General features: G+C 60.3%; 21 protein-coding genes. 7 read left to right on the top strand and 14 right to left on the bottom strand.

Annotated features, from left to right (window positions below; genetic code table 11):
- Positions 1-193: 193 nt before the first annotated feature.
- Positions 194-1,312, top strand: a complete 1,119-nt coding sequence (locus tag L53_RS02550) for a glycoside hydrolase family 43 protein (protein ID WP_051607565.1) — start codon at positions 194-196, stop codon at positions 1,310-1,312.
- 94 nt (positions 1,313-1,406) lie between these two features.
- Here L53_RS02550 and L53_RS02545 read toward each other — a convergent pair whose 3' ends face one another.
- Positions 1,407-1,628 carry a hypothetical protein gene (locus L53_RS02545; protein WP_034811238.1) on the bottom strand — a complete coding sequence of 74 codons (222 nt, stop codon included), beginning with the start codon at positions 1,626-1,628 and terminating at the stop codon, positions 1,407-1,409.
- 125 nt (positions 1,629-1,753) lie between these two features.
- Here L53_RS02545 and L53_RS02540 point away from each other — a divergent pair, with 125 nt between their 5' ends.
- The 4 genes from L53_RS02540 (at position 1,754) to L53_RS02520 (ending at position 7,089) form a co-directional block, all read left to right on the top strand.
- Positions 1,754-3,676, top strand: a complete 1,923-nt coding sequence (locus L53_RS02540) for a methylmalonyl-CoA mutase family protein (protein WP_034811236.1) — start codon at positions 1,754-1,756, stop codon at positions 3,674-3,676.
- Positions 3,673-5,832 carry a methylmalonyl-CoA mutase gene (scpA, locus tag L53_RS02535; RefSeq protein ID WP_034811234.1) on the top strand — a complete coding sequence of 720 codons (2,160 nt, stop codon included), beginning with the start codon at positions 3,673-3,675 and terminating at the stop codon, positions 5,830-5,832. Before L53_RS02540 ends, scpA begins: the two co-directional genes overlap by 4 nt.
- Before the next feature lie 265 nt (positions 5,833-6,097).
- Positions 6,098-6,712: a bifunctional 2-polyprenyl-6-hydroxyphenol methylase/3-demethylubiquinol 3-O-methyltransferase UbiG gene (locus L53_RS02525; RefSeq protein ID WP_034811229.1), complete on the top strand. Its 615-nt coding sequence runs from the start codon at positions 6,098-6,100 to the stop codon at positions 6,710-6,712.
- Between the two features lie 56 nt (positions 6,713-6,768).
- Entirely contained in the window at positions 6,769-7,089 is a 321-nt protein-coding gene (locus L53_RS02520; protein WP_034811227.1) for a YbjQ family protein, read from the top strand.
- Here L53_RS02520 and L53_RS02515 read toward each other — a convergent pair.
- From L53_RS02515 to L53_RS02470, 10 genes are all read right to left on the bottom strand, one after another.
- The gene (locus tag L53_RS02515; RefSeq protein ID WP_034811225.1) at positions 7,086-7,481 is read right to left on the bottom strand and encodes a GFA family protein; all 396 of its coding nucleotides are present in this window, start codon (positions 7,479-7,481) and stop codon (positions 7,086-7,088) included. The genes L53_RS02520 and L53_RS02515 overlap by 4 nt on opposite strands.
- 9 nt (positions 7,482-7,490) lie before the next feature.
- Entirely contained in the window at positions 7,491-8,939 is a 1,449-nt protein-coding gene (locus L53_RS02510) for an amidase (protein ID WP_034811223.1), read from the bottom strand.
- A gap of 53 nt (positions 8,940-8,992) precedes the next feature.
- Positions 8,993-9,478, bottom strand: coding sequence for a periplasmic heavy metal sensor (locus L53_RS02505; protein ID WP_034811221.1), 486 nt, complete (start codon positions 9,476-9,478; stop codon positions 8,993-8,995).
- Positions 9,475-9,918 carry a hypothetical protein gene (locus L53_RS02500; RefSeq protein WP_034811220.1) on the bottom strand — a complete coding sequence of 148 codons (444 nt, stop codon included), beginning with the start codon at positions 9,916-9,918 and terminating at the stop codon, positions 9,475-9,477. The genes L53_RS02505 and L53_RS02500 overlap by 4 nt, the downstream gene beginning before the upstream one ends.
- Complete coding sequence (locus L53_RS02495; RefSeq protein WP_034811218.1) at positions 9,915-10,457, bottom strand: RNA polymerase sigma factor; 543 nt, start codon at positions 10,455-10,457, stop codon at positions 9,915-9,917. The genes L53_RS02500 and L53_RS02495 overlap by 4 nt, the downstream gene beginning before the upstream one ends.
- 99 nt (positions 10,458-10,556) lie before the next feature.
- Positions 10,557-11,072 carry an EF-hand domain-containing protein gene (locus L53_RS02490; protein ID WP_034811216.1) on the bottom strand — a complete coding sequence of 172 codons (516 nt, stop codon included), beginning with the start codon at positions 11,070-11,072 and terminating at the stop codon, positions 10,557-10,559.
- Between the two features lie 67 nt (positions 11,073-11,139).
- Complete coding sequence (locus L53_RS02485; RefSeq protein ID WP_051607478.1) at positions 11,140-13,803, bottom strand: bifunctional [glutamine synthetase] adenylyltransferase/[glutamine synthetase]-adenylyl-L-tyrosine phosphorylase; 2,664 nt, start codon at positions 13,801-13,803, stop codon at positions 11,140-11,142.
- 7 nt (positions 13,804-13,810) lie between these two features.
- Positions 13,811-15,211, bottom strand: coding sequence for a HAMP domain-containing sensor histidine kinase (locus L53_RS02480; RefSeq protein WP_034811214.1), 1,401 nt, complete (start codon positions 15,209-15,211; stop codon positions 13,811-13,813).
- Between the two features lie 33 nt (positions 15,212-15,244).
- Entirely contained in the window at positions 15,245-15,916 is a 672-nt protein-coding gene (locus L53_RS02475; protein ID WP_034811982.1) for a response regulator transcription factor, read from the bottom strand.
- Between the two features lie 36 nt (positions 15,917-15,952).
- Positions 15,953-17,485: a Do family serine endopeptidase gene (locus L53_RS02470; protein ID WP_051607564.1), complete on the bottom strand. Its 1,533-nt coding sequence runs from the start codon at positions 17,483-17,485 to the stop codon at positions 15,953-15,955.
- A gap of 645 nt (positions 17,486-18,130) precedes the next feature.
- On the opposite strand from L53_RS02470, the gene L53_RS02465 reads away from it, so the two are divergent.
- Positions 18,131-18,688, top strand: coding sequence for an A24 family peptidase (locus L53_RS02465; RefSeq protein ID WP_198019717.1), 558 nt, complete (start codon positions 18,131-18,133; stop codon positions 18,686-18,688).
- Here the strand turns inward: L53_RS02465 and L53_RS02460 are convergent.
- Genes L53_RS02460 through L53_RS02450 form a run of 3 tightly spaced genes read right to left on the bottom strand, consistent with a single transcriptional unit; the run spans position 18,685 to position 21,403 of the window.
- Positions 18,685-19,101: a cytochrome c-type biogenesis protein gene (locus L53_RS02460; protein WP_034811212.1), complete on the bottom strand. Its 417-nt coding sequence runs from the start codon at positions 19,099-19,101 to the stop codon at positions 18,685-18,687. The genes L53_RS02465 and L53_RS02460 overlap by 4 nt on opposite strands.
- A complete protein-coding gene (locus tag L53_RS02455; protein WP_034811210.1) occupies positions 19,098-20,981 on the bottom strand; it encodes a heme lyase CcmF/NrfE family subunit in 1,884 nt (627 codons plus the stop codon). The genes L53_RS02460 and L53_RS02455 overlap by 4 nt, the downstream gene beginning before the upstream one ends.
- Entirely contained in the window at positions 20,978-21,403 is a 426-nt protein-coding gene (locus L53_RS02450) for a cytochrome c maturation protein CcmE (protein ID WP_034811208.1), read from the bottom strand. Before L53_RS02450 ends, L53_RS02455 begins: the two co-directional genes overlap by 4 nt.
- 223 nt (positions 21,404-21,626) lie before the next feature.
- Between L53_RS02450 and L53_RS02445 the strand changes: the two genes are divergently transcribed.
- Positions 21,627-23,144, top strand: a complete 1,518-nt coding sequence (locus L53_RS02445) for a serine hydrolase (protein WP_198019716.1) — start codon at positions 21,627-21,629, stop codon at positions 23,142-23,144.
- Positions 23,145-23,149: the final 5 nt, after the last annotated feature.

Below are 23,149 nucleotides of genomic sequence, written 5' to 3'. Positions count from 1 at the left end.
TCAAACGGAAAGGGATGCAGTTTACGTAAACGGAAACTAGCGTTTGATCCATGTTGGGCAAGGCGTGACGTTGCGGACACCTCTTGCCCAAAGCTGTGGTTCGGGCCAGACTGGCGAACATCCAAGACAGTTTCAAAAAAAATATCCGAGGGAGAAAACGGAATGCGAAAAAACAGGCTTCGCTGCCGCGACTCTGGCTGCCTGCTCTGGCGATGCGCCAACGACGAGCACCGAAACAGAAGTCGCCGCACCGCCGGTCGAAACCGTGGAGGCAGGTTCGACGGAGTCAAAGTACCTGAATGAGCCGCTGGTCAGCGAGATCTTCACCGCAGACCCGAGCGTCCATGTCTGGGATGATGGCCGCATCTATGTGTATCCGAGCCATGATTATGATGCGGGCATCCCCGAAGACGATCTCGGCAGCCAGTATGCGATGCGTGACTATATCGTCCTTTCCATGGACGAAGTCGGCGGCGAGGTGACCATTCATGACGTCGCGCTGGATGTCGACGATGTGGCCTGGGCCGCCCAGCAGATGTGGGCCCCGGACGCAGCCCACAAGGATGGCAAATACTATCTCTATTTCCCGGCCAAGGATGCCGATGGCGTCTTCCATATTGGCGCAGCTGTCTCCGCCAGTCCTACCGGGCCATTCACCGCAGAGCCCGAGCCAATCGAAGGCTCCTACTCCATGGATCCGACCGTCTATGAGGACACGGACGGCGAATACTACATGTATTTTGGCGGCATCTGGGGCGGGCAACTGCAACGCTGGGCGACCGGCAAGTACAATGCCGACCCGAACCTTAACACGGATCTGGTCAATGATGACCCACTGACCAGTGACGATGAAGCCGGCCAGCCTGACGATGTCGCGCTAATGCCGAAGATCGCCAAAATGGGCGAGGACATGGTTTCCTTTGCCGAAGCGCCGAAGGATGTGATGATCCTCGACGAGCATGGCGATCCGATCAAAGCCAAGGATCATGACCGCCGATTCTTCGAAGCCGCCTGGATGAACAAGATCGGCGACACCTACTACTTGTCCTATTCAACGGGCGATACTCACCTGATCGTATACGCGACGGGCGACAACCCGTACGGCCCGTTCACCTATCAGGGCGTGATCAACCAACCCGTGGAAGGCTGGACCAACCATCACTCGATCTTCGAGCACAATGGCAAATACTATCTTGCCTATCATGACGTTCAGCTGTCGGGGAAAAGCCATCTCCGCAATGTAAAGATCGCAGAGCTGACCCTGAATGAGGACGGCACATTTGACCCTGTCGACCCAATGCCGGGCGAGTAACCGCGTCCAACCTCCTCAATGAAAAGCCGGTGCGGATTGCCCTGCACCGGCTTTTTGTTGGCGCGGAAAGAATTTCCGGCTGGCCAGGGATCCCTCAACCCCGGACCAGCCGGCCCTGCATCATGGCCAGCCAGCTTTGCTGGCGATGAAGCATGGATACGATGTCTTCTGAGTCGCCGTCCTCGATGAGACGATCCATCCAGAAGCCGAGAATACGTGTGTGCGTTTCCATCCAGTCTCTCAACGCTTCGTGGCGCATCCCCTCAGGCATTTCTGTCTGGGCAGTGGCTGGAAACCTCAAGAGTTCGGCGGACATGACTCACTCCTCATTTGCGAATTGTTCTCATTCTCATACTTTGTGTTACCAGAGTCAAGCGACCAAACGACCCTGACGTTCAGTCAGCAGTTCACAAGCCCCCCGGTTCAGACTAAATCCCCGTCATGGCAGACGATCTCCTTCCCCTGAGCAGCGGGTTTCCCGACGCGACCGAAGCCGAATGGCTCGCAAGCGTCGACAAGGTCCTTAAGGGCCGCGGTATTGAATCCATCACACGCAAGACCGTGGATGGCCTGGCAATTCACCCGCTTTACCGGGAAAGCGACTTTGATTCCGCGACCGACCCGCTCGGCACGCCGGGCAAGGCACCCTATCTGCGCGGGGCCACGGCGGCGCCCGACCGGTTCATGCCCTGGGATATCCGGCAAGCCTTTGCCCACCCATCGCCCGCAGCAACCCATGAAGAACTGCTGCGGGATCTTGAGCGCGGCGTCATGTCCGTCGAACTCAAACTCGACTGCACGGGCGAACACGGCATCCAGATCACGACACTGGACGATCTGCGCACCGCGCTGAAAGGCCTGCGTGCCGACATCGCCACAATATCGCTGGATCATGGCGGTGGCTCCGGTGTCACGGCGGCAACGCTACTCGGCCTGTGGGGACAGGAGCAGAACTCTCCTGCAAACCTCAAATTCGATTTCAATATGGACCCGCTCGGTTCCCTTGCGCGGACGGGAAAGCTGTCCGGCGGCCTGAACGCTGCCTTTGCGCGCCTGTCGGCGGCCGCCACCGCTCTTGGTGAGGCCTATCCCGAAGCGGGCCTGATCCGCATCGATGCGCGCATGGTTCATGAGGCCGGCGGATCCGACGCGCAGGAACTGGCCGCGCTGATCGCCAGCGCCGTGGACACGCTGCGCCGGCTCGACAACCGCACGGACATTTCCGCGCTCATTCCGCGCATGAGTTTCGCGCTGTCCCTTGATGGCAATTATGGCCTCGGTGTTGCGAAGCTGCGCGCGGCAAGGCGTCTCTGGGCACGCATTCTGGATGCAATGGATCAGCAAGCCGTTCCGATGCGTCTTCAGGCCGTTTCATCGGGTCGCATGCTGACGCGCTATGATGCGTGGACCAACATGCTGCGCAATACGGCGGCAGCCTTTGCAGGAGCCATCGGCGGCGCAGACATCCTGACCATCCGCCCCTTCAACGAGGCGCTCGGCATTCCGGAAGAGCTGGGCCGGCGCATCGCGCGCAACACCCAGATCATCGCCATGGAAGAAAGCCAGCTTGGCCGCGTGGCCGACCCGACCGGCGGCGCTTGGTTCACAGAGACCTTCGCCGACGACCTTGCCGAAGCCGCGTGGAAAGAGTTCCAGACCATAGAAGCCGAAGGCGGCTATGCCGAGACGCTGGTTTCCGGCGCATTTCAGAAACGTATCGCAGATGTGCGCCAGGCGCGCGCCAAGGACATTGCCAAACGCAAGGTGCCGATCACGGGCGTCAGCGAGTTCCCGCTGCTCGACGAAATCGCCGCGCCGATCGCGGACGCGCCTTCCGTTACGCCAAAGGATGGCGTTTCCACTGAAGGCTTCGTTCATTTCGTGAAAGTGGACCTGCCGGCCGATGAGGCCGACGCCACCGCCGAAGCCCTGCCGCGCATTCGTCTTGCGGAAGACTATGAAGTCCTGCGCGATGCGGCGAGCGCTGCGCCCAAGCGCCCGACCATTTTCCTTGCCACGCTCGGCCCGATTGCCGAGCACAATGCGCGCGCGGATTTCGCGCGTAACCTATTCGCCGCTGGCGGCCTTGAGGCCGCCCAGCCGCCTGTCCCACCAAAATCGGTCTCCGAAGCGGTCGCCGCCTTCAAGGCCTCCGGCACGCGGATCGCCTGTATCTGTGGCGCGGATGCCCGCTATGAGGACGAAGCCGCTGAAACCGCCAAGGCCCTGAAAGCGGCTGGCGCAGACCATGTCTGGCTCGCCGGCAAGTTCGAGGGCGACGGCATCGATTCCAACATCTTCATGGGCTGCGATGTGCTGCACACGCTGAAACTTGCCCACGCAACCCTGGGAGTGGCCCAATGACCAATTTCCCCGACTTCACGAAACTCGATCTCGGCACACCGGACGCCAAGGCGAAATCGCCTGAGCTGGGCGAAGCTTGGGAAACGCCCGAAGGCGTCGACGTCAAATCAGCCTATACAGCGGACGACACCAAGGGCCTCGACTTCCTTGACGATTATCCGGGCCTTGCCCCGTTTGGTCGCGGGCCTTACCCGACCATGTACACGAACCAGCCCTGGACGGTTCGTCAGTATGCGGGATTCTCCACCGCAGAAGACTCCAACGCCTTTTACCGCCGCAACCTTGCCGCTGGGCAAAAGGGCCTCTCGGTCGCGTTCGACCTGGCGACGCATCGCGGCTATGATTCCGATCATGTCCGCGTCTCCGGCGATGTCGGCATGGCGGGCGTTGCCATCGACTCCATCTATGACATGCGCACCCTCTTCTCCGGCATTCCGCTGGACAAGATGTCGGTGTCCATGACGATGAATGGCGCCGTGCTGCCGATCCTCGCGCTTTACATTGCCGCCGCCGAAGAACAGGGCGTGACGCCAGACAAGCTGGCCGGGACGATCCAAAACGACATCCTCAAAGAGTTCATGGTACGGAACACCTATATCTATCCGCCCAAGCCCTCGATGCGGATCATTTCGGACATCTTCGCCTACACGTCGCAGAACATGCCGAAATACAATTCCATCTCGATTTCCGGCTATCACATGCAGGAAGCGGGCGCCTCGGCAGACCTTGAACTGGCCTACACGCTCGCCGACGGTATCGAATATATCCGCGCGGGCGTCGCCGCCGGGCTGGACGTCGATGCCTTCGCGCCGCGCTTGTCCTTCTTCTGGGCCATCGGCATGAACACGTTCATGGAAGTCGCCAAGATGCGGGCGGCGCGCCTGCTCTGGGCGAAGCTGGTGAAGGAAGAGTTCAATCCGAAGAACCCGAAATCCCTCAGCCTGCGGACGCATTCGCAGACCTCCGGCTGGTCGCTGACCGCGCAGGACGTCTACAACAATGTCATCCGCACCTGCCTTGAGGCCATCGCGGCCACAGGCGGCCAGACCCAATCACTGCACACGAACAGCTTCGACGAGGCGCTCGCCCTGCCAACCGACTTCTCCGCCCGGATCAGCCGCAACACGCAGCTCTTCCTTCAACAGGAGGGCGGCGCCTGCCAGACGATCGATATGTGGGGCGGCTCCTACTATGTCGAACGCCTGACGCACGACCTTGCCGAAAAAGCCCTCGCCCATATCGCCGAAGTCGAGAAGATGGGCGGCATGGCCAAGGCCATCGAGGAGGGCCTGCCCAAACTGCGCATTGAGGAAGCCGCCGCAAATACGCAGGCGCGCATCGACAGCGGCACGCAGACTGTGGTCGGTGTGAACAAGTTCCTGCTGGACGAAGACGAAGACGTGCCTGTGCTGAAGGTGGACAATGCCGCCGTGCGCCGCATGCAGCTGGACAAGCTGGCACGCCTGAAATCCGAACGCGACGAGGCCGAAGTCACTGCCAAGCTCGACGCGATTGCCAAGGCCGCCGCTGGTACCGAAGGCAATTTGCTCGCGCTGGCTGTGGATGCCGCCCGCGCCAAGGCGACTGTGGGCGAGATTTCCGAAGCCGTTGAGCGCAGCCAGGGCCGCCATCAGGCCGTTATCCGCTCCATCAAGGGCGTCTATGGCGGCGGCGTGAAGGGCGACGACAAGGCCGAGGCCGCTGCCACGCTCGCCTCCGAGTTCGAAAAGAAACATGGTCGCAGGCCGAAGGTCTACATCGCCAAGATGGGTCAGGACGGGCATGACCGTGGACAGAAGGTGGTCGCGTCCGCGCTGATGGACCTTGGCTGGGATGTCGAGATCGGCCCGCTCTTCCAGACACCGGAAGAGGCCGCCGCGGACGCCCGGAAAGCCGGGGTCGACATTGTCGCCGCCTCCTCGCTCGCGGCGGGTCATTTGACGCTTGTGCCGGAACTGAAACGCGCGCTCGGCAATGAAGGCGCGGCGCACACGCAGATCATTGTGGGCGGCGTGATCCCGCCACAGGATTTCGATGCGCTCTACGCCGCTGGCGCTTCTGCCATCTTCCCACCGGGCACGGTCATCGCCGACAGTGCCATCCGCATGCTGGAAGTGCTGGACGGAGACGACGGCTCCAAGACAGCGGCGGAATAGGAATTGGACCGGAAGCCAACAGCCGCTGAGGAAATTCTGGCGGAACTCGCTTCCTTCACATGCGTCCTGATTTTTCTGGCTGTTGCCAATGCTGGCCTGTTCGCACTTTTACGTCCATTGAATGACAGCCTGGCATGGTTGTCGCTCCCATTCTTATGGGGTGGACTGTTGGCGCAGAAGTTTGCCGTGGCACCCCGCCCTTCGATCATCGGATTGTGGGCTAGGCCAATCAAAATGATTTTCCTGAATGGGAGATCAACCTGATATGGCATCCCACCCTTCCACAGCAGGCTATGCCGAGGAGGCGCCCGACCTGTTCGTCCGCTACGAACTACGCGACCCGGCGGCGGTGCATGCGCCGTGGGCGGAGTTCCTGCCCAAGCCGCCTGCCCGCATTTTGGACATTGGCGCAGGCACGGGACGGGATGCGGCCTGGTTCGCACGCACGGGCCATTCCGTGCTCGCGGTCGAGCCTGTCGACGCCCTGCGCACCGGCGCAGCCAAGCTTCATCCTGAGTCCGGCATCATTTGGCTGGATGACGCCTTGCCCGACCTGACCGCCACCCGCGCACGCGGAGAGACTTTTGACATGATCCTGATGCATGCTGTCTGGATGCATCTGACCGAAGAAGAACGCGACACCGGCATGGCGCATGTTGCCAACCTGCTGACTCCCGGCGGGCGCCTGTTCATGAGCCAACGCCACGGACCGATCCCGGAAGGCCGATGCATGTTCGACATTTCCGGTGAGGAGACAATCGCCCTCGCCGCCCCGCTCGGCCTGGCAAATCTGTTCCACGAGCGCACCGGCTCGATCCAGGCTGAAAACATGGCGCGCGGCATCGAGTGGACCAAGCTGGTTTTCGAAAAGACCTCTTGAAAGCAGTGATCGCCCAACCCAATTATTATTGATAATCAATAATAATGGAGCAAGACATGATCGTATCTACCACGCCGACCCTGCAGGGCCATGAGATTACGGAATATCGCGGCATTGTCTGCGGGGAAGTCGTAATCGGCGCACATCTCGGCAAGGACATTCTTGCCAGCTTCACCAATCTCGTTGGCGGCCGGTCCAATGCCTATGAGAGCACGCTGCGGGAAACCCGCGACGGCGCCATGGACGAGATGATCGAGGAAGCCCGCAAGCTCGGCGCGAATGCGATTGTTGGCGCAAAATTCGACTACACGGTCATCGGTCAGAATGGCTCCATGATGATGGTCGCCGTCTCCGGCCCCGCCGTTACGGCTGGCTAGTCCTTCGACTTTTGGGCCAATGCTGCGGCATTGGCCTCCCAATTCTGACCATCGAACGCATTCACCGTCACGTCCAGCGCCTGCCAATTATCGATACACCGCCATGTCACGGCAAATCCATCCTGATTTGAGCGGGGCACATAGAAGCTCTTGATCCCGCAGGTCCTGCAGAAACGGTGCTTGGCGCCGCCCGTGTTGAATGTGTATTCAGTGAGGACGTCTGCCCCCTGAAGAAGACGGAACCGGCTGGCCGGGACGATGACGTGAATATTGCCACTCATCGCGCAGATCGAGCAGTTGCAATCCTCGACCTCGAAAGCCGCCGGCAGGTCCACCTCAAACCGCACTGCGCCGCAATGGCATCCGCCCTGATGTGTCGTGAACTCGCTCATCTGACTGCTCTACCCAACCCATACAGGTGGGAAACGGTCGACCCAAGGGTCGGCGCGCTCCAACTGTCCGGCGAGGGAGTACAGCAATTCTTCGCTGCCACAGCGCCCGCCAAACATCATGCCAAGCGGCAGCCCCTGCGGCGCAGTTTCGGTCGGGTCGGTCCAGTGCAATGGCACAGACATGGCCGGTGCGCCGATCTGGTTGAACAATGGACAGAGCGGCGCAAAAGTCGACACGGCTGCATTCATTTGCTCGGGGGAGGCCGTCAGTGCGAGCACACCCAATTTCTCTGGCGGGCGGAACAGGGTCGGCGTCAGGATCAGGTCGAACTTCTGATCATCTAGGAAGCGCTCAAAAGTGATGGCCGCCGAATTGAACAAATTATTCGCGCGCGCCAGCTCCAGCATGGGTACGGTCCGACCCAGATTGGCCATCGCAAACGTAATCGGCTCCAGCTCGTCCTCGCGCACGTCACGGCCGAGCATCACCGAGCGCGCATCAATTGCGGCGGCGACATTCGCGGAGATGGTGAACAGCGCCGCCTTGCCGAGCTCCTCCCCATTCAATACAGGCGCGGCTTCAACCACTGTGTGGCCGAGGCTTTCCAGCAGATGCCCCGTTGCCTTCAGACCCTCGGCTGCTTCGGGGCTCAATTCGGTGCCATTCGGCGCGGTACGCCAAAGTGCGATCTTCAGCGGCACAGGGTCTCGCGACACGGCCTCCAGGAAGGAGCCCTCCGGAGCTGGTGCCACATAGCGGCTGCCGGTCTCGCGGCCATGTGAGGCGTCCAGCAAGGCCGCATTGTCACGCACCGTGCGGCTGACCGCGTGAACCGTAGACATACCGTTCCAGCCTTCAGTCTGAAGAGGCCCCATCGGCGTGCGCCCGCGCGACGGCTTCATGCCAAACAGACCGGTGCAGGCGGCTGGAATGCGGATTGAGCCCCCACCATCACTCGCTTGCGCCAATGGCACGACGCCTGCCGCAACAGCCGCCGACGCCCCGCCCGACGAGCCACCCGATGTGCGCGTCACGTCCCACGGATTGCGCGTCTGGCCATAGAGCGTGGACTCGGTGGTTGTGGTCAGGCCGAATTCGGGACTGGTCGTCTGGCCGAACATGACGAGCCCCGCCCTGCGATAACGTTCCGTCAGCACCGAATCCTGCGACGAGACATGCCCCTTCCAGCTGACTGACCCATTGGTCAGAGGCGCGCCATCGATCATCACGGCGAGATCCTTGGTGATGAAAGGCACGCCGGCAAACGGCCCGTCAGCTGGCAAATCTGCCAGCTGGGCTTCGGCAAGGTCGGGATAAAGGCTGGAAAAGCAATTCAGTTCAGACTGCGCGGCATGGGCCCGCGACACTGCCTCGTCCAGCAATTCTTTTGAAGAGACTTCACCGGCGCGGACCAGTTCGGCCAACCCCATCGCATCAAACGCCGCATATTCCTTCATCCTGCCCTCCTGTTTCAAGGCAGTCTGGAGCGCCCGCGGTCAGAAGAAAACCCCTAGTCTTTGGGCGGGCGTGAATTCCGGCGATTGCGCCGGTCCCGTTCCGGCCCACGGGCCAACATGTCGGCCATGGCACGGCGCTGCTCTGGGGGAAGCGCTTCGAGCCGGGCAATCATCGCCTTATGCGTGGCCGCATGAACCGACCCCTCCGCCGCGCGCAGATCGGCAAATGCCGCGCGGACGGCCTCTGCATCGAAAGGATCCGCTTTCAGCGCGTCTGCCAATTGCGCACGCACCGCATTGCGCGCATCGCGTTCTGTTCGGGATTCGCGATAGGATTCCCGCATCAGGCCAAACATAGCCCGGCGTGTTTCAGTATCTATGTCTTGGGTCAACTGGGGCCGCTCTTCACGATGGCCACGATCAGGTATCTGGCGCACCAGCATGCCAACAACCAGCCCCAACAGGAGCAGGTTGAACAACAGGGAAATCGTCATCCAGAAAGAAATTCGGCGCGGCGCTCGGGCCGGGGTCTCATTCATTGCGTCGCCTCATCTTCCAGTACCAGTGTGTACGTATCAAATCCAAGCGCAGCATAAACTGCCGCTTCGGCCTGCTCGTCTTGCGTCGTGATCGGTTGGGCTACGCTCATACCGGCGAACACACCGACCGTCAGCGATGCCAACGCGCCTGCGGGAATCCAGACCGGCAACTTCCAGCCGGATTTGCGTGCAGGGGCCGCCTTTGGCGCAGACGCAATCAAGGCGTCGCGCAAACTCTCAGAGGTCACAACATCCGGGACCTCACCCAAAAGGGCATCAATCTCGCGGGCAGCGGCAATTGCACCAGAAAAATGTTCTGGATGCGCCGTCATGCGCGCACGGGCAGCCGCCCGCTCTTCCTCGGGAAACATGTGGGGATCGGCACCATAGGTCTCGATCAGGGCCAGGATCCGGTCGTCTGAAATCAATTGTCCGCTCATGATGCGGCCCTCTCCAACAGGCTGGCGCGAAGCGTGCGTCGTGCACGTGCCAGCAAACTTTCCAGTGCCTCCACGCTGACATCCATGATGTCTGCGGCTTCGGCTTGAGAATGTCCCTGCAGGGCGCATAGCGTCAATGCTGCGGCCTGGCGTTCCGGCAAGTGGGAGATTGCATCTTCCACCGCACGGACCCGCTGGGACTGATCCAGCAATTCTGCCGGGGTCATGGCCGGATCAGTGCGCTCCGGCAGGTGTTCCATGGTCACTTCACGGCGCTTGCGCAGCCGATCGTAACAGAGATTCAGGGCAACCCGGTGCAGCCAGGTTGAGAATTTCGCACGCGGTTCCCATCCCGGCAGCGCCTTCCAGGCGCGGAGGAAGGTTTCCTGTGTCACGTCTTCAGCCTCTGAAGGGTCGCCGAGCATGCGCGTTGCCAAGGCAAGGACGCCGCTGCTGTAGCGGTCGACAAGGCTGGAGACAGCAGCGGGGTCGCCCGCTGCTGCTCGTGTGATCCGGTCGAGGTCTGAACTGAAAGCCAAGGCAGAGGACTTAACCGAAAACGGGCCGGAAGAACATCGTCATATCGCGGTAAATCACGTTGATACATCTCTGGCTTCCGGCCCATCGGGAGGTCGTCCTTATTCAGGCTGCGGGCCGTCGCCGCGCTTGTGCTTACCGCCGCGACGATCTTTCATCTTCGACTTCATGGCGTCCATTTCTTCCTTGGTCACAATGCCATCGCCATCGGCATCGACCTTGTCAAAGCCGGGACGTTCCTTGCTGGCAAACTCCTCGGCGCTGATCGTGCCGTTACCGTCAGTGTCCAGCTTCGCGAACATCTTGGCTTTGCGTTCCGCCATGCGCTCAGCGCGCTTGGCTTCGTGATGCGCATCCAGTTCGGCTTGCGTCACGGCGCCATCGCCATTGGCGTCAACCTCTGCAAATCTCGCAGCGCGGTGCGCATCGATTTCTGCCTTGGAGAGGTCTCCATCGCCATTGGTGTCGATTTCAGCAATCATGGCTTCCATATTGCCGCGTTGGCCATGATGTCCCTTGCCGCGATGACCGTCGCCCGGTTGGGCAATGGCGATCATTGGCAGGGCCAGGGCCGCAATGGCGGCGATCGAAGCGGTTGCAATCGTAGTACGTTTCATTGAGAAAACTCCGTTTGTTTTACTCACCCATCGCGTATTGAACGGGTTGGCCCGGAGTTTCCGTCGCTCAAAGCTGAAGTTTTTTCACCGCCAGCATGTGAACCTTTGATTTCACTGAAGATATTTCCGCCTCAAGTGCATCGAAGGTCTCCATATCTACCGACCGACAAAGCCTGTCCTTCAAGCCTTCCGGTATGTGCCCGCCCGCCATTTCGCTGCCGAGCGCCAATCTGTGAACCTGCTGGAGCGATTGAAGAAAGGTGACTCCCTCTTCAAGTAACGTCCTTTCCGCCTCCGGCAGGGACGAGCAGGAAATCGCCTCGCGCGTATTGGAACGGATCGCATCCGGTTCGCCACGCAACAGCATATCGCGCTGAACGACAAACTCGGCATCGACCAATCCGCCCTCGGCAGTTTTCAGGTCCCAAAGGCCTGTCCCCGGCTTCTCGCGATAGAGCCTCTGGCGCATGTTCGCCACGTCCTGCGAGATCGTACCATCCGTCTTGCCCGCGCGCGCGACGATAGCTTCGCAGGCGATCTTCATGATGCGATAGCAGAGCGCCTCGTCGCCCGTGACCGGTCGCAGGCGCGTAAGCGCCATATGCTCCCAGGTCCAGGCATCATGATTTTGGTAGCGCTCGAAAGCCGGCACGCTGACCGCAACGGGTCCGGCGCCGCCGGAAGGCCGCAATCGCATGTCGACTTCGTAGAGATCCCCCTCAGCTGTGGGAGCCGTCAAGGCCGTGATCAGGCGCTGCGTAAATCGCGTGTACCAGGTCTGCGCCACCATCGGGTCTGCGTCGTAGATCACGATAATGTCGAGATCGGACCCGGCCGTCAGTTCCCGCCCGCCCAGCTTGCCCATGGCGAAGATGGCCCAACTGCCCGGTCGCGGGCCATAGCGATCTTCGGTTTCACGCTCAGCGGCACTGGCCATTTCCTGAATGGTCTCATCGGCAAGGTCTGACCAGTGCGCCCCGGCATCGCGCGCATTGATCAGGCCATGCAACAAGCGGTGCCCGATCAGGAAATTCTGTTCCCGGTGGTAGCGTCGCCACGCATCCAGCGCGCCATCGAAACTGACCGAGTCGTCAATCACCGGACGTGGCGGTTCCTGACGACTGACCAAGGCTTCCAACAGGTCTGGGCGGCGTGACAGAATCTGCGCGAGGCGCGGCGCGAGCGCGAGCGTGGATACAAGATCATCCAGCAGGGTCTGTTCTGCCAACAGCATGGACAGCGTCTGCACGCCAGAGGACATCCCTTCGAAGAAACGCGAGAACCAGCGAAACGCCTCGTCGGGCTCACCCGTCTTGCCCATCGCTTCCAGCATGCTTGGCAGCAAGGCCGTCAACAGTTCCCGGCCCCGCGCCGTGCGCGTTGCTGGCACGCGCCCCCGATGCCAGGACCGGATCGACTCAATAGCCGCGCTTGGGTTGCTGAAGCCCAGCGAAGCAAGCGTTTCAATCGTCCCCGGATCATCATCAACACCCGTGAAGACAAGATTGCCCAGCGGACTGGCGTCCAGTGCCCGGTCTTCATGAGCAAACAAACCGTCATAGTGCGCCTGAACGCAGCGGCGTGTGGCCTGCAAGTCCCGGTCGAATGAGGCAAGATCGGCATAGCCGCAAAGCATGGCCACGTCCTTGCGGTCATCTTCGCCCGCCGGGACGGTATGGGTCTGCTCGTCGCGGCGCATCTGGACCCTGTGCTCCAGATTGCGCAAGGCGAGATAGGCCGTCTCCAATTCCTCGGCCGTGTTGCGTTCGACCACACCTGCACCCGTTAGCGCGGCGAGCGCCCCGAGCGTGGAATTATCGCGCAGTTCCGACTGTCGCCCACCAAGGATCAATTGTTGCGTCTGGGCAAAGAATTCGATCTCGCGAATGCCGCCCGGCCCCAGCTTCACGTCCGGCGAGACGGTCTCGAAATCGGCGCGCCCCACTTTGCTGTTGATCATCCGCTTGATGGCCTGGATGTCGCCAATCGCCCAATAGTCGAGATTACGGCGCCAGACAAAAGGTTGCAGGATTTTCAGGAAACGGTCCGCACTCGCATGGTCTCCGGCGGTCGGACGCGCCTTGATCCAGACCATCCGCTCCCAGTTCTGACCCACACTTTCATAGTAAAGGTCCGCCATCTTCGTTGAGACCGCCAGGGGCGTCGACGACGGATCGGGCCGCAATCGAAGGTCGGTTCGGAACACATAACCGTCACCCGTCGCTTCCTGCATCATGCGGACGAGGTCCCGTGCGATACGCTGTGCGGTCTCCCCGGCGGAAAAGTCACCGTCCATGAACACACCCGGCTCATAGAACACGCAGATATCGATATCGCTTGAATAGTTCAGCTCATACGCGCCCATCTTGCCAAGGGCGACCGCGAAGATGCCCGCGCCGCCAAGCTCCCGTTTGGCGAGAGACGCACGCAATACTGCTTCAAGGCACTCTTCGGCAAACTCGCTGAGCGCGCGCGTCACACCCATCACCGGCAACACGCCGGCCAGGTCTTCTGCTGCGACCGATAGATGCAGTTGCGCCTTGGCCTTGCGCATCGTTGCCATGACATCGGCTTCGGGCAAATCGGCTGGAATATCCCTGACGGCCTGCAAGGCATCGCGCCAATGCCCGCGCACGCCCGTCTCATGCAGGCGCCGCAAATAGGGCGCCGCTGGCAGAGCCCGCTCCAGCGCGGCTTCGGCGGTATCTGCGATTGGCAGGATCGTCAGCATACGGGCATCACACTCTCGGCAGTCGCAGCGTGGCCTTCAGACCCGGCATGTCCGGATCGCCGCCCGCATCACTCAGGATCAAACTGCCGCCATGCATGTCTGCCACGGAATCGACGAGCGCGAGACCAAGGCCGGATCCAGGCTGGGTACGCGCCGAATCCATACGCTGGAAGCGCTGTACGACCAGTTCGCGCGACCCTTCCGGCACACCGGGCCCGGAATCCACCACAGTCATATCGACAGTGCCATTCGGGCCGCGCGTAATGGAGAATGTGATGGCACCGCCTTCGGGCGTGTACTTCACGGCATTGTCGAGCAAGTTCGACAAGGCCTGACCCACAAGGTCACGATCCGCAAGAATGGTGAGGTTGCGAGAAATCTGGCTCTTGAAGGAAAGTCCCGCTTCCTCGCAGGCCGGGTCGAAGAGTTCGGCCAGTTCTTCGCCGAGTTCCGACACGTCCATCCGTACACGCTCGCCTTCCGCGCCCGCTTCCAACCGCGCAAGGCGGAGGATTGCGTTGAACGTGCCGAGCACCCGGTCCACCTCCTCGACCGTCACTTCCAGAGTAGCCTCGGCGCTTTCGCGTGACATCGGTTCGGACAGGGCGATCTCCAGTCGATTGCGAAGGCGCGAGAGCGGCGAGCGCAGGTCATGCGCAATTGCGTTCCCTGTATGGCGCGTGGAATCCACCAGCTTCTCGATCTGGTCGAGCATGGCATTCAGCCGGGACGCCAGCCGGTCGAACTCGTCGCCAGATCCGCGCACGGGTGCGCGCCTGCCTAATTCCCCGCCCATCACGGCCTCGGCCGTCCGCGCGAGTTCATCTGCCCGTCGCGCGGCTCCGCGCGAAATCAGGATTCCCCCCAGCAATGAGAAGACCAACCCGATGGGAGCGGCAATGAAGATTGCGCGCTGTATGCGCCCCACAATCGCCGTCTGCTGTTCGGTGTCAAATGCCACCAGCAAAGCACCACCATTGTCACGCAGGCGCACGATACGACCTGCTGCCTGCCGCAGGATCTCGGTTCCGTCCGGCTCCTGCTGGCGGAACTCGAAATAAACGGTCTGCACGTCTGCTGCTGGCGGCGCCGTCGGCATCCGCCCGAAATGGCCCGCAATCTTTCGGCCCGAAGAGTCTTCAAGATAGTAGAAATATGTAGAGCCGGTGCGCGTCATCCGCTCCAGAACGGACTGGCTGAGACGCTCCATTCCGCCTGTGAAATAGGCGTTTCCAAGCTGCTCGAATTCGAGATCCATCCGCCGCTCGCTCTCCGTGCGGATATAGTAGACCGTCGAATAATAGAGATAGACCAGCAACGCAGCCGAAAACGCCGCAAACATGGCGCTGTAGATCAGCGCCAGTTTGAACGTCGTCGTCTTCAGAAAGGTCGGCAGTGCGAGTCTCATGTGGTGCTAGGTGCCAGTCGCCTGCCCGGGCGTCTAGCCCTGCAGGCGATACCCTGCCCCGCGCACCGTATGCAGAAGTGGCTCTTCGAATTCCTTGTCGATCTTCGCGCGCAGGCGCGAGATGTGGACGTCGATCACATTGGTCTGGGGGTCGAAATTATAATCCCACACCTTCTCCAGCAACATGGTACGCGTCACGACCTGTCCGGCATGGCGCATAAGATATTCCAGCAGACGGAACTCGCGCGGCTGGAGGTCGATCTTCTGCCCGGCCCGCGTCACTTTGCGGGTCAGCAGATTCATTTCAAGATCACCGGCTTTCAGGACCGTCACCTGTTGCTCCACCGGCAGGCGACGGCCGAGTGCCTCGACCCGTGCAGCAAGTTCGGCCGGAGCAAATGGCTTGGCGAGATAGTCATCCGCGCCAACCTTCAGCCCCTGCACCCGATTTTGGACATCGCCCAGAGCTGACAGGAAGAGGGTCGGCGTCTTGCCGCCCGCTTCCCGGTATTCCTTGACCAAGGTCAGGCCATCTTTTTCCGGCAGCATCCGGTCTACGACAAGCGCGTCGAACTCAGACGCCCGCGCCATGGCCAGGCCGCTATCACCATCGGTTGCCATGTCGACGCGGTGGCCCGCCTCGACCAGAACCTTCTCGATGAAGCTGGCCATTTCGATGTCATCTTCAATTACGAGAACATGCATGGTGTCTTCCTGAACCGTATCAAGCATCGGAATCTCCTATTCGGCGTCCGACAGGTCAATGGTGCGATAATTCGTGATCTGGCCAATACGGACTGCGATCAGAATTTTCGTGCGCTTGGCGTTCTTGGCGTCGGTAATTGCCTTGCGGAAGGCTTCGACGGATGTGGCCGGCTTGTTGTTCACTTCCAGGATGACCATGCCTTCCTGAATACCAGCCTCTTCCATGACGCCGTCCTTGGTGATGCCCGACACAAGCAGGCCATTTTCGCCGGCACGCAAGCCAAGACGGGTGCGCAATTCGTCGTCCATCTTCTCGAACGTCGCGCCAACTTCCTTCACTTCCTTGCCGGTATCCGGCGCCGTCGTGGCTGACGAAGAAAGCGCCGGTTCGACGATCGCATTCGGATTGCTCGGACGCTCGCCAACGGTGACATTTAGGGTCTGCTTCTTGCCGCCGCGAATAATCTCGAACTTGTTCTGCGTATTGGCGATCAGTTTGCCGACTAGCCGCGTCGTCGATGTTGCATCGGTGACCTTGTCGCCATTGACGGACAGGATGATGTCGCCACGTGCGAGGCCGCCTTTTTCTGCCGGGCTGCCATTGGTGACATCGGCAATGATTGCACCTTTGGCATCCTTGATGCCTTGGGCCTCGGCCATGTCATCTGTCAGGTCCTGGATGGCAACACCCAGCCAGCCGCGTGAGACCTTGCCGTCCTTGATCAGGGACTTGGTCACTTCACTGGCGAGCTCTGCCGGAATCGCAAAGCCGATCCCGACAGAACCGCCCGTCGGCGAAAAGATCGCCGTGTTCACACCAATCACATTGCCATTGAGGTCAAAGGTGGGGCCACCGGAATTGCCCCGGTTGATGGAGGCATCGATCTGGAGGAAATCTGTATAGGGGCTGTCCGGGCCAATCTCGCGGCCATCGGCTGACAAGATGCCCGCAGTGGCAGTGCCACCAAGTCCGAATGGATTGCCAAGCGCGACCACCCAGTCGCCCTTGCGCATAGTGTGGGAGTCGCCAAAGCTGACGAAGCGATACTCACCCGGCTCTGTGACACGCAGCACAGCGAGATCCGTTTGCGCATCGGTGCCGACCAGTTCGGCATCGAGCTCCGTACCGTCCTTCAGAACGACTTGAATGGCGGTGGCACCATCAACGACGTGATTGTTGGTGACAATGTAGCCGTCCTTGGAGATGAAGAAACCCGAACCAAGCGAACGACCCTCGCGCGTTTCAGGTTCTTCTTCCTCTTCCTGACGGCGCTGTTCCATGAACTCATCCAGGCCAGGCATGCCGCGGAATTGTTCGAAGAATTCCTGCATGTCAGCCATACGGCCGACTTCGCGCTCGGTGGTGACGTTGACGCTGACCACGGCAGGCTCAACTTGTTCGATCAAATCGGCAAAACTGAGCGGTGCGCCCCGTGGCGCTTCAATCTGGATCGGCTGGGCACCCGCCTCCGGGCTGAAGATCTGTGGGGCGAGGGAGAAAGAGCCTACCATCGCCACGCCCACCAGCGCAGCTACCATGGCCTGTCTCGATATGCCGATTGTCTTCATTCCTGTCTCCAAGTCACTGAAAAATTTGCCTGTATTGGGCATGTGGGCCAGCATAAGCCTGCCACAAGCATTGTGGTCATTAAAAGACAGTAAGGCGATTTTCGCGCGTCTGTAAGGGAATCGTCCCGGAAATATCTCGGATTGACGCGACTTCGTAAGGTCGACATGCGCCAACAGTGTGAATCTGAAGGTAACTCTACAGAAACCTGTTTTTTAATGAAGTTTACGCAAGGCGGATCAAAAGGCCCTTGTAAGCCACGAATTTTGCGCTCATTCTAATCGCGGAACAAGGCAATGGGGCTTTGAGCGAAGATCAGGACACCCTCTCAACCGGCACATCGTGCCAGGCTGAGTGTTGGGTTGCCTGCTACTCTTTACGCAAGCGCCCCTACCCCTTGCCGGCGTCGCACAGGCCCTGTTTCAGGTTCTGCGGCATTCGCCTCCGGAGGCAATGTGTCCCTGCCAGGACGTCATCTCCGGGCCATTGCAGTCGTCAAGCGCGTCCCCACCCAGCTGACGAATGTTATGGAGCGGCGTCGGCATCCTTTCCCACAGTCTCACATACAGGCTTCGACAAGCATTGATTTCTGGCCAAGCGAATGGTCTTCAACCAGATGCCCTCTGGTGGGGCAGAAGGACGAGCAGTTGCATAATAAGCTGACAATCATTCTGACCGGATTGGCCGGGTGCGCTCTACTGGCAAGCGGCATCTGCTTCGCGCCGCCCGGCACAGTGGTATTGACCCTCTGCCTCGGCGTCCTTCTGCTTGGACTCAGCGTCATTGATATTCGCACGCTAACACTTCCGGATGCCCTGACGGCCTCAACGGTCCTGCTCGGCATCCTGATGGTCTGGCTGACCCGGCCTGAAGCGTGGCGCGCGCACCTGATCGGCGGACTGGTCGGCTATGGCATTCTGGTGATGGTGGAACTCGGCTATCGCCACTTGCGTGGCAAAGACGGACTCGGACGGGGTGACGCCAAACTGCTCGGCGCGCTTGGCGTATGGACTGGTTGGGCGGGCCTTGCCCCCATTATGCTCGTCGCGTCGGCCTCCGCACTGGTGGGCGTGATCGGACTGTCGGCGCTCGGAATCCGCAAGGTCGATGCCGATACGCCCATTCCATTCGGGCCGTTCATCGCGCTGGGCGGATGGGTTGTCTGGCTTGGCGGACGTTTCTTCCTGCCAACCGGACTCTACTAGGCGTCTTCCGGTTCGACCGGGTCCACCTGCGCCCTGCGCGAGCGCGCAATCGCGACGCCAATGAACGCGCCAAACAGCAATAGCAGGAACGGACCACCCCATAGTAGCCAGCCCGCTACACCGTCCGCCTTCGGACGGAACAGGACGAACTCGCCATACCGGTCCTCGAACCAGCCGCGCACTTCTTCGTCGCTCGCGCCATCCTCGATCATCACGCGTACCCGCGCGCGCATGTCTTCGGCAATTGGCGCGGCGGACTGGGAAATCGGTTCATTCTCGCAGGCGACACAGCGCAGCTCGCGCATCAGAGATTGCGCGCGGGCCTCCTGTTGCGGGTCATCGAGCGCAACATCTTCGGCCACGGCGAACCCGGCAAGCACCAGACTGATCAGGATCACAACGAGCTGTTTCATGCTTTGCGCCTTGGCCACAGGCTGAAGGCACCGCCCAATGCCATCAGGATCACGCCGAAATATAACAGGTCAATCATCGGATTATAGTAGACTCGGAACACCCAGCGGGGCGCGCCGTCCACCATGCGCTGCTCGCCCAGCGCTGCATAGAGATCGCCGGTGCCCGTCTTGTGAATCGCAGTTTCCGTGGTCGGCATTTGTGCCGCCGGATAATACCGTTTCATGGGCGTCATGATCGCCTTGGCGCTGCCGCGCGTCGCGGTCAGTTGCGCCCGGTCGGCATACCAGTTCGGGCCTTCGATTGCGCGCACCTGATCAAGGGTCAGCGTCCAGCCCGCCACCGTGCCTGATCCGCCTTCTGCCAGCGCCACCGTCGTCTCATACCGTCCCGTGGTCTCGACCACCGCACCAATCACAAACAGGCCGAGGCCCATATGGGCCAGCGTCATGCCCCAGACGCGCGGCGGCAGGCGGAAGATCCGCCCCGGCGTGATCGCCCGGCGCTTCAATTCCCACAGTGCGCCAATCACCAGCCACGCACCTAGCGCGAGGCCAAGTGCTGCGCCGATGGAAATGTCCCAAAGGCCGACCCCCAAGGCGAGGAAGACCAGCGCCAGCGCGCCGCCAGCGATCGCCCATTTGGACCAGTTCTTCAAATCCGCCTTGCCCCACGCCCAAGCCTGAACTACCGGCAATATGAGCAGCAGCAGTGCCAGCATCGGCGTAAACGTCAGATTGAAGTAGGGCTCGCCAACAGAAATCGTCCGGCCGGCTGCCTCCGCCATCAGCGGAAAAAGCGTACCGAGTAACACAGTCAACGCCGCCACGATCAAAACGATATTGTTCGCCATCAGCGCGCCTTCGCGGCTGAGCAACATCCACGGCTTGCCGCCCGACAGTTTCGGTGCCCGCATGGCAAACAGCACCAGCGCAAAGCCGCCATAGGTCAGCAGGCCGAACAGCAAGAGCATGCCCCGCTCCGGGTCCACGGCGAAGGCGTGCACAGACGTGAGGATGCCCGAGCGCACGAGGAATGCGCCCATGATCGAGAACAAGAAGGCCAGCACCGCCAGCAGCGCCGACCAGGCCCCGAAGCCCTCGCGCTTCTCTGTCACGACAACCGAATGCAACAGCGCAGCCCCGATCAGCCACGGCATCAGCGAAGCATTTTCCACCGGGTCCCAGAACCACCAGCCACCCCAGCCAAGCTCGTAATAGGCCCAGTAGGAGCCGAGCGCGATGCCGAGCGTAAGCGGAATGAAAGCAGCCAACGACCAGCGCCGCGCCTCCTTCGCCCAGACAGAATCGACCCGCGCTTCCATCAGGCCAGCCGCCGCCAGCGCAAACACAAAGGAATATCCGACATAGCCAAGATACAGCATGGGCGGATGAATGCTGAGCGCCGGATCCTGCAAGAGCGGGTTCAGCCCTGCGCCCTGAAACGGAGCCGGATCCAGCCGCAGGAAGGGCGACGACGCAAACAACAAATAGGCCAGTGCGCCGACCGCCAGCAGGCCCTGAATGCCGAGCGCGCGCGCCTCGAACAGGTCGCGCCCGGTGCGCATCCACAGCGCGCCTGCCGCGCCAAAGCCAAGCGTGACAAGACACCAGAGCGCCATCGAACCTTCATGGTTCCCCCAGGCGCCAGCGATCTTGTAGATCATCGGCTTCAACGTGTGCGAATTGTTGGCCACCAGCGCGACCGAGAAATCAGACCGGGCAAAGGCCACGACCAGCGTTACAAAAGACAGGATCATCACCGCGAAACCGGCATAAGCGGCAAGCCCCGCCATCCGCCGTTGGCCCATCAGGCCGAACATGCCCTGCGCCAGCGCCGCTGCCAGCGCCAAGAAGGCCGCAAAATGGCCGAGTTCGATCATCCGGCCACGTCCAGCGGCTTCAGTTCCCGCGGCTGGTAGTTTTCATCATGCTTGGCGAGGATCTGTCGCGCAGTGAACGCGCCCTCTGGCCCAAACTGGCCGGTCGCCACCACGCCCTGTCCTTCGCGGAACAGGTCTGGCGCGATGCCGGTATAGCTGACACGAATCGTGTGGGGGCTGTTGTCGATGACGGTGAAAATCATGGTCGCGCCATCTTCGGAATAGGCCAGTGATCCCGGTTCGACCCATCCGCCAACCTTCACAACCTTGCCGTCTTCCGGTTGGCCTTTCTCGGCCAGAATTTCCGGCGTGTAAAACAGGTTGGCATTCTCGCGCAAGGCAAAGAAAGCCAGCACCGCCGCCGCCAGGAGCAGCAGCGCCGCAATGCCAAAAGTATATAGTCGTCGTGTCCGTGCGCGCATGAAGGGTCTTATAAGGGCAGTTGTGCCGCGTGGGGAGTGCGGCGAAAGCAACCCGATTTCAAGGACCGGCAAAGCATCCTGTCAGGCAGTCCGGTAAATTGCAGCCCAAAAGCAGTTTTCAAATTCTACAAGCTTGCCCACAGTCACAAAACGCAGCCTCATAGTTGGAAAACTTCGTGTCGGGGAAACAAGGAAAGCCACCATGATAAAACGTATTCACGCCGTGAATGCAGCCGCATTTTGCATTTTTGTTTCCGCTTGCGCGGCTCCCTCGATCACTGAAGGTGGTGACATCGCGGAGGTTGATACCCCGTGGCAGGCTGAAACTGTCAACTGGGACCAGACAACAGATGACATCAACCGGCTGGTTGAGCGCTACAACGCACCTTCGGCGGCGGTGGCAGTTATCTCTGATGGGGAGATTGTTTATGCGCAGAGTTTCGGTCTGCAGGAAATTGAAACCCACACTCCGGCAAGCCTCGAGACAATGTACGCGGTGGGGTCAATTTCGAAGACGTTCACGAGCGCGCTGATCGGGACACTGGAAAACGAAGGCAAACTCGCTCTCACCGATCATCCGTCCAGACATGTACATGATCTGCAGTTCCGCTCGGAAGAGCTTTCAGCCAATCTCAGCGTGGCCAACCTGCTGTCACAAACATCCGGGCTGCCTAGACTCGATGGCTCTTACGTATTCTTTCCGGAAAAGGATCAGGTAGATCTGGCACCACGGTTCCTCCATTTCGGTGCGTCTTGTCGGGTGGGCGATTGCTGGTCTTACAACAACATGAATTTCATCATGCTGGATATGATCGCCGAAAGCGTCACCGGACAATCGAAAAGCCAGATGCTCATGGACAGACTTCTGGTGGGTGCCGGGATGAAAAGCACAGTCAGTTCGACCGAAGCATTTTCCAGATCTGCCAACGCCGCCACCGGGTACACCAAGGCCGGAGATGATATGAGACCCGCCGCAACGGAGTATCTGTTCGGAGAACAAGTGTACGCAACGGCATCAGACATGGCCCGCTGGCTAAATCTCTGGATGACCGAAGGGGGCGGTATTATTCCGGCTGACTATGTTCAGCGTGCCATATCCATGCAGGCGATTGAGAATGGCAGCGCTCCCAGCAAGGATGAACCCGGCGCATATCTATTTGGGTACGGCTACGGGTGGAGCGTTAAGTCGGTGGAGGGCAATTTTGTCGTACACCATGGCGGCAATGAAAATGGTTTCTCGGCTCAGATTCTGTTCGTTCCGGCATCTGGCATCGGCGTCGTCACGCTGACCAATCAACAAGACTCCATCCTGCCTTACGTCGTCAATGACCTGCTATTGCGCCGAAACCTGTCCCTTCCAGAAACCGGTGTTGACGAATATCCGGTCGTGGTCGGTACGTCAGCGCCGCTTCTGTCAGACACCACAGCGAAACTGAACCTGAATAGGGATGCGCCGTTCCCGCTGGAGCTCACGACGCTACCGGGCAGATATAGCGCACCCGGTTATGGTACGATCGAAATCCGATTGGATGACGACGTTCTCAAACTGCGTACTCCCGCTGCCGATTTTGTGCTCTCACATCGTGAGGGTACGGTATTCAGTCTGGGTACCACCGAGTCCGTTCCGATGGGAATCAATCTCGATTTTTTTGAAGTCACCTTTGAGGAAGATTCTCTTTCGATGAATCTGGCCAGCGAACCCGTCGTGTTCGAGAAATCTGATGCCCAGATTGTGAGATGATCTCG

This window comes from Hyphomonas sp. L-53-1-40, assembly GCF_000682775.1.
In the GTDB taxonomy this organism is placed as follows: Bacteria; Pseudomonadota; Alphaproteobacteria; order Caulobacterales; family Hyphomonadaceae; genus Hyphomonas.
This window is presented reverse-complemented; position numbering and strand designations above follow the sequence as displayed.

What these genes read in the sequence shown, in the direction of transcription:
- L53_RS02480 (WP_034811214.1), bottom strand. Translation starts at nt 15,211, where the DNA reads ATGAGACTCGCACTGCCGACCTTTCTGAAGACGACGACGTTCAAACTG.
- L53_RS02500 (WP_034811220.1), bottom strand. Translation starts at nt 9,918, where the DNA reads ATGAGCGGACAATTGATTTCAGACGACCGGATCCTGGCCCTGATCGAG.
- L53_RS02540 (WP_034811236.1), top strand. Translation starts at nt 1,754, where the DNA reads ATGGCAGACGATCTCCTTCCCCTGAGCAGCGGGTTTCCCGACGCGACC.
- L53_RS02455 (WP_034811210.1), bottom strand. Translation starts at nt 20,981, where the DNA reads ATGATCGAACTCGGCCATTTTGCGGCCTTCTTGGCGCTGGCAGCGGCG.
- L53_RS02505 (WP_034811221.1), bottom strand. Translation starts at nt 9,478, where the DNA reads ATGAATGAGACCCCGGCCCGAGCGCCGCGCCGAATTTCTTTCTGGATG.
- L53_RS02510 (WP_034811223.1), bottom strand. Translation starts at nt 8,939, where the DNA reads ATGAAGGAATATGCGGCGTTTGATGCGATGGGGTTGGCCGAACTGGTC.
- L53_RS02520 (WP_034811227.1), top strand. Translation starts at nt 6,769, where the DNA reads ATGATCGTATCTACCACGCCGACCCTGCAGGGCCATGAGATTACGGAA.
- scpA (WP_034811234.1), top strand. Translation starts at nt 3,673, where the DNA reads ATGACCAATTTCCCCGACTTCACGAAACTCGATCTCGGCACACCGGAC.
- L53_RS02490 (WP_034811216.1), bottom strand. Translation starts at nt 11,072, where the DNA reads ATGAAACGTACTACGATTGCAACCGCTTCGATCGCCGCCATTGCGGCC.
- L53_RS02515 (WP_034811225.1), bottom strand. Translation starts at nt 7,481, where the DNA reads ATGAGCGAGTTCACGACACATCAGGGCGGATGCCATTGCGGCGCAGTG.
- L53_RS02475 (WP_034811982.1), bottom strand. Translation starts at nt 15,916, where the DNA reads ATGCATGTTCTCGTAATTGAAGATGACATCGAAATGGCCAGCTTCATC.
- L53_RS02545 (WP_034811238.1), bottom strand. Translation starts at nt 1,628, where the DNA reads ATGTCCGCCGAACTCTTGAGGTTTCCAGCCACTGCCCAGACAGAAATG.
- L53_RS02470 (WP_051607564.1), bottom strand. Translation starts at nt 17,485, where the DNA reads ATGAAGACAATCGGCATATCGAGACAGGCCATGGTAGCTGCGCTGGTG.
- L53_RS02460 (WP_034811212.1), bottom strand. Translation starts at nt 19,101, where the DNA reads ATGAAACAGCTCGTTGTGATCCTGATCAGTCTGGTGCTTGCCGGGTTC.
- L53_RS02450 (WP_034811208.1), bottom strand. Translation starts at nt 21,403, where the DNA reads ATGCGCGCACGGACACGACGACTATATACTTTTGGCATTGCGGCGCTG.
- L53_RS02525 (WP_034811229.1), top strand. Translation starts at nt 6,098, where the DNA reads ATGGCATCCCACCCTTCCACAGCAGGCTATGCCGAGGAGGCGCCCGAC.
- L53_RS02485 (WP_051607478.1), bottom strand. Translation starts at nt 13,803, where the DNA reads ATGCTGACGATCCTGCCAATCGCAGATACCGCCGAAGCCGCGCTGGAG.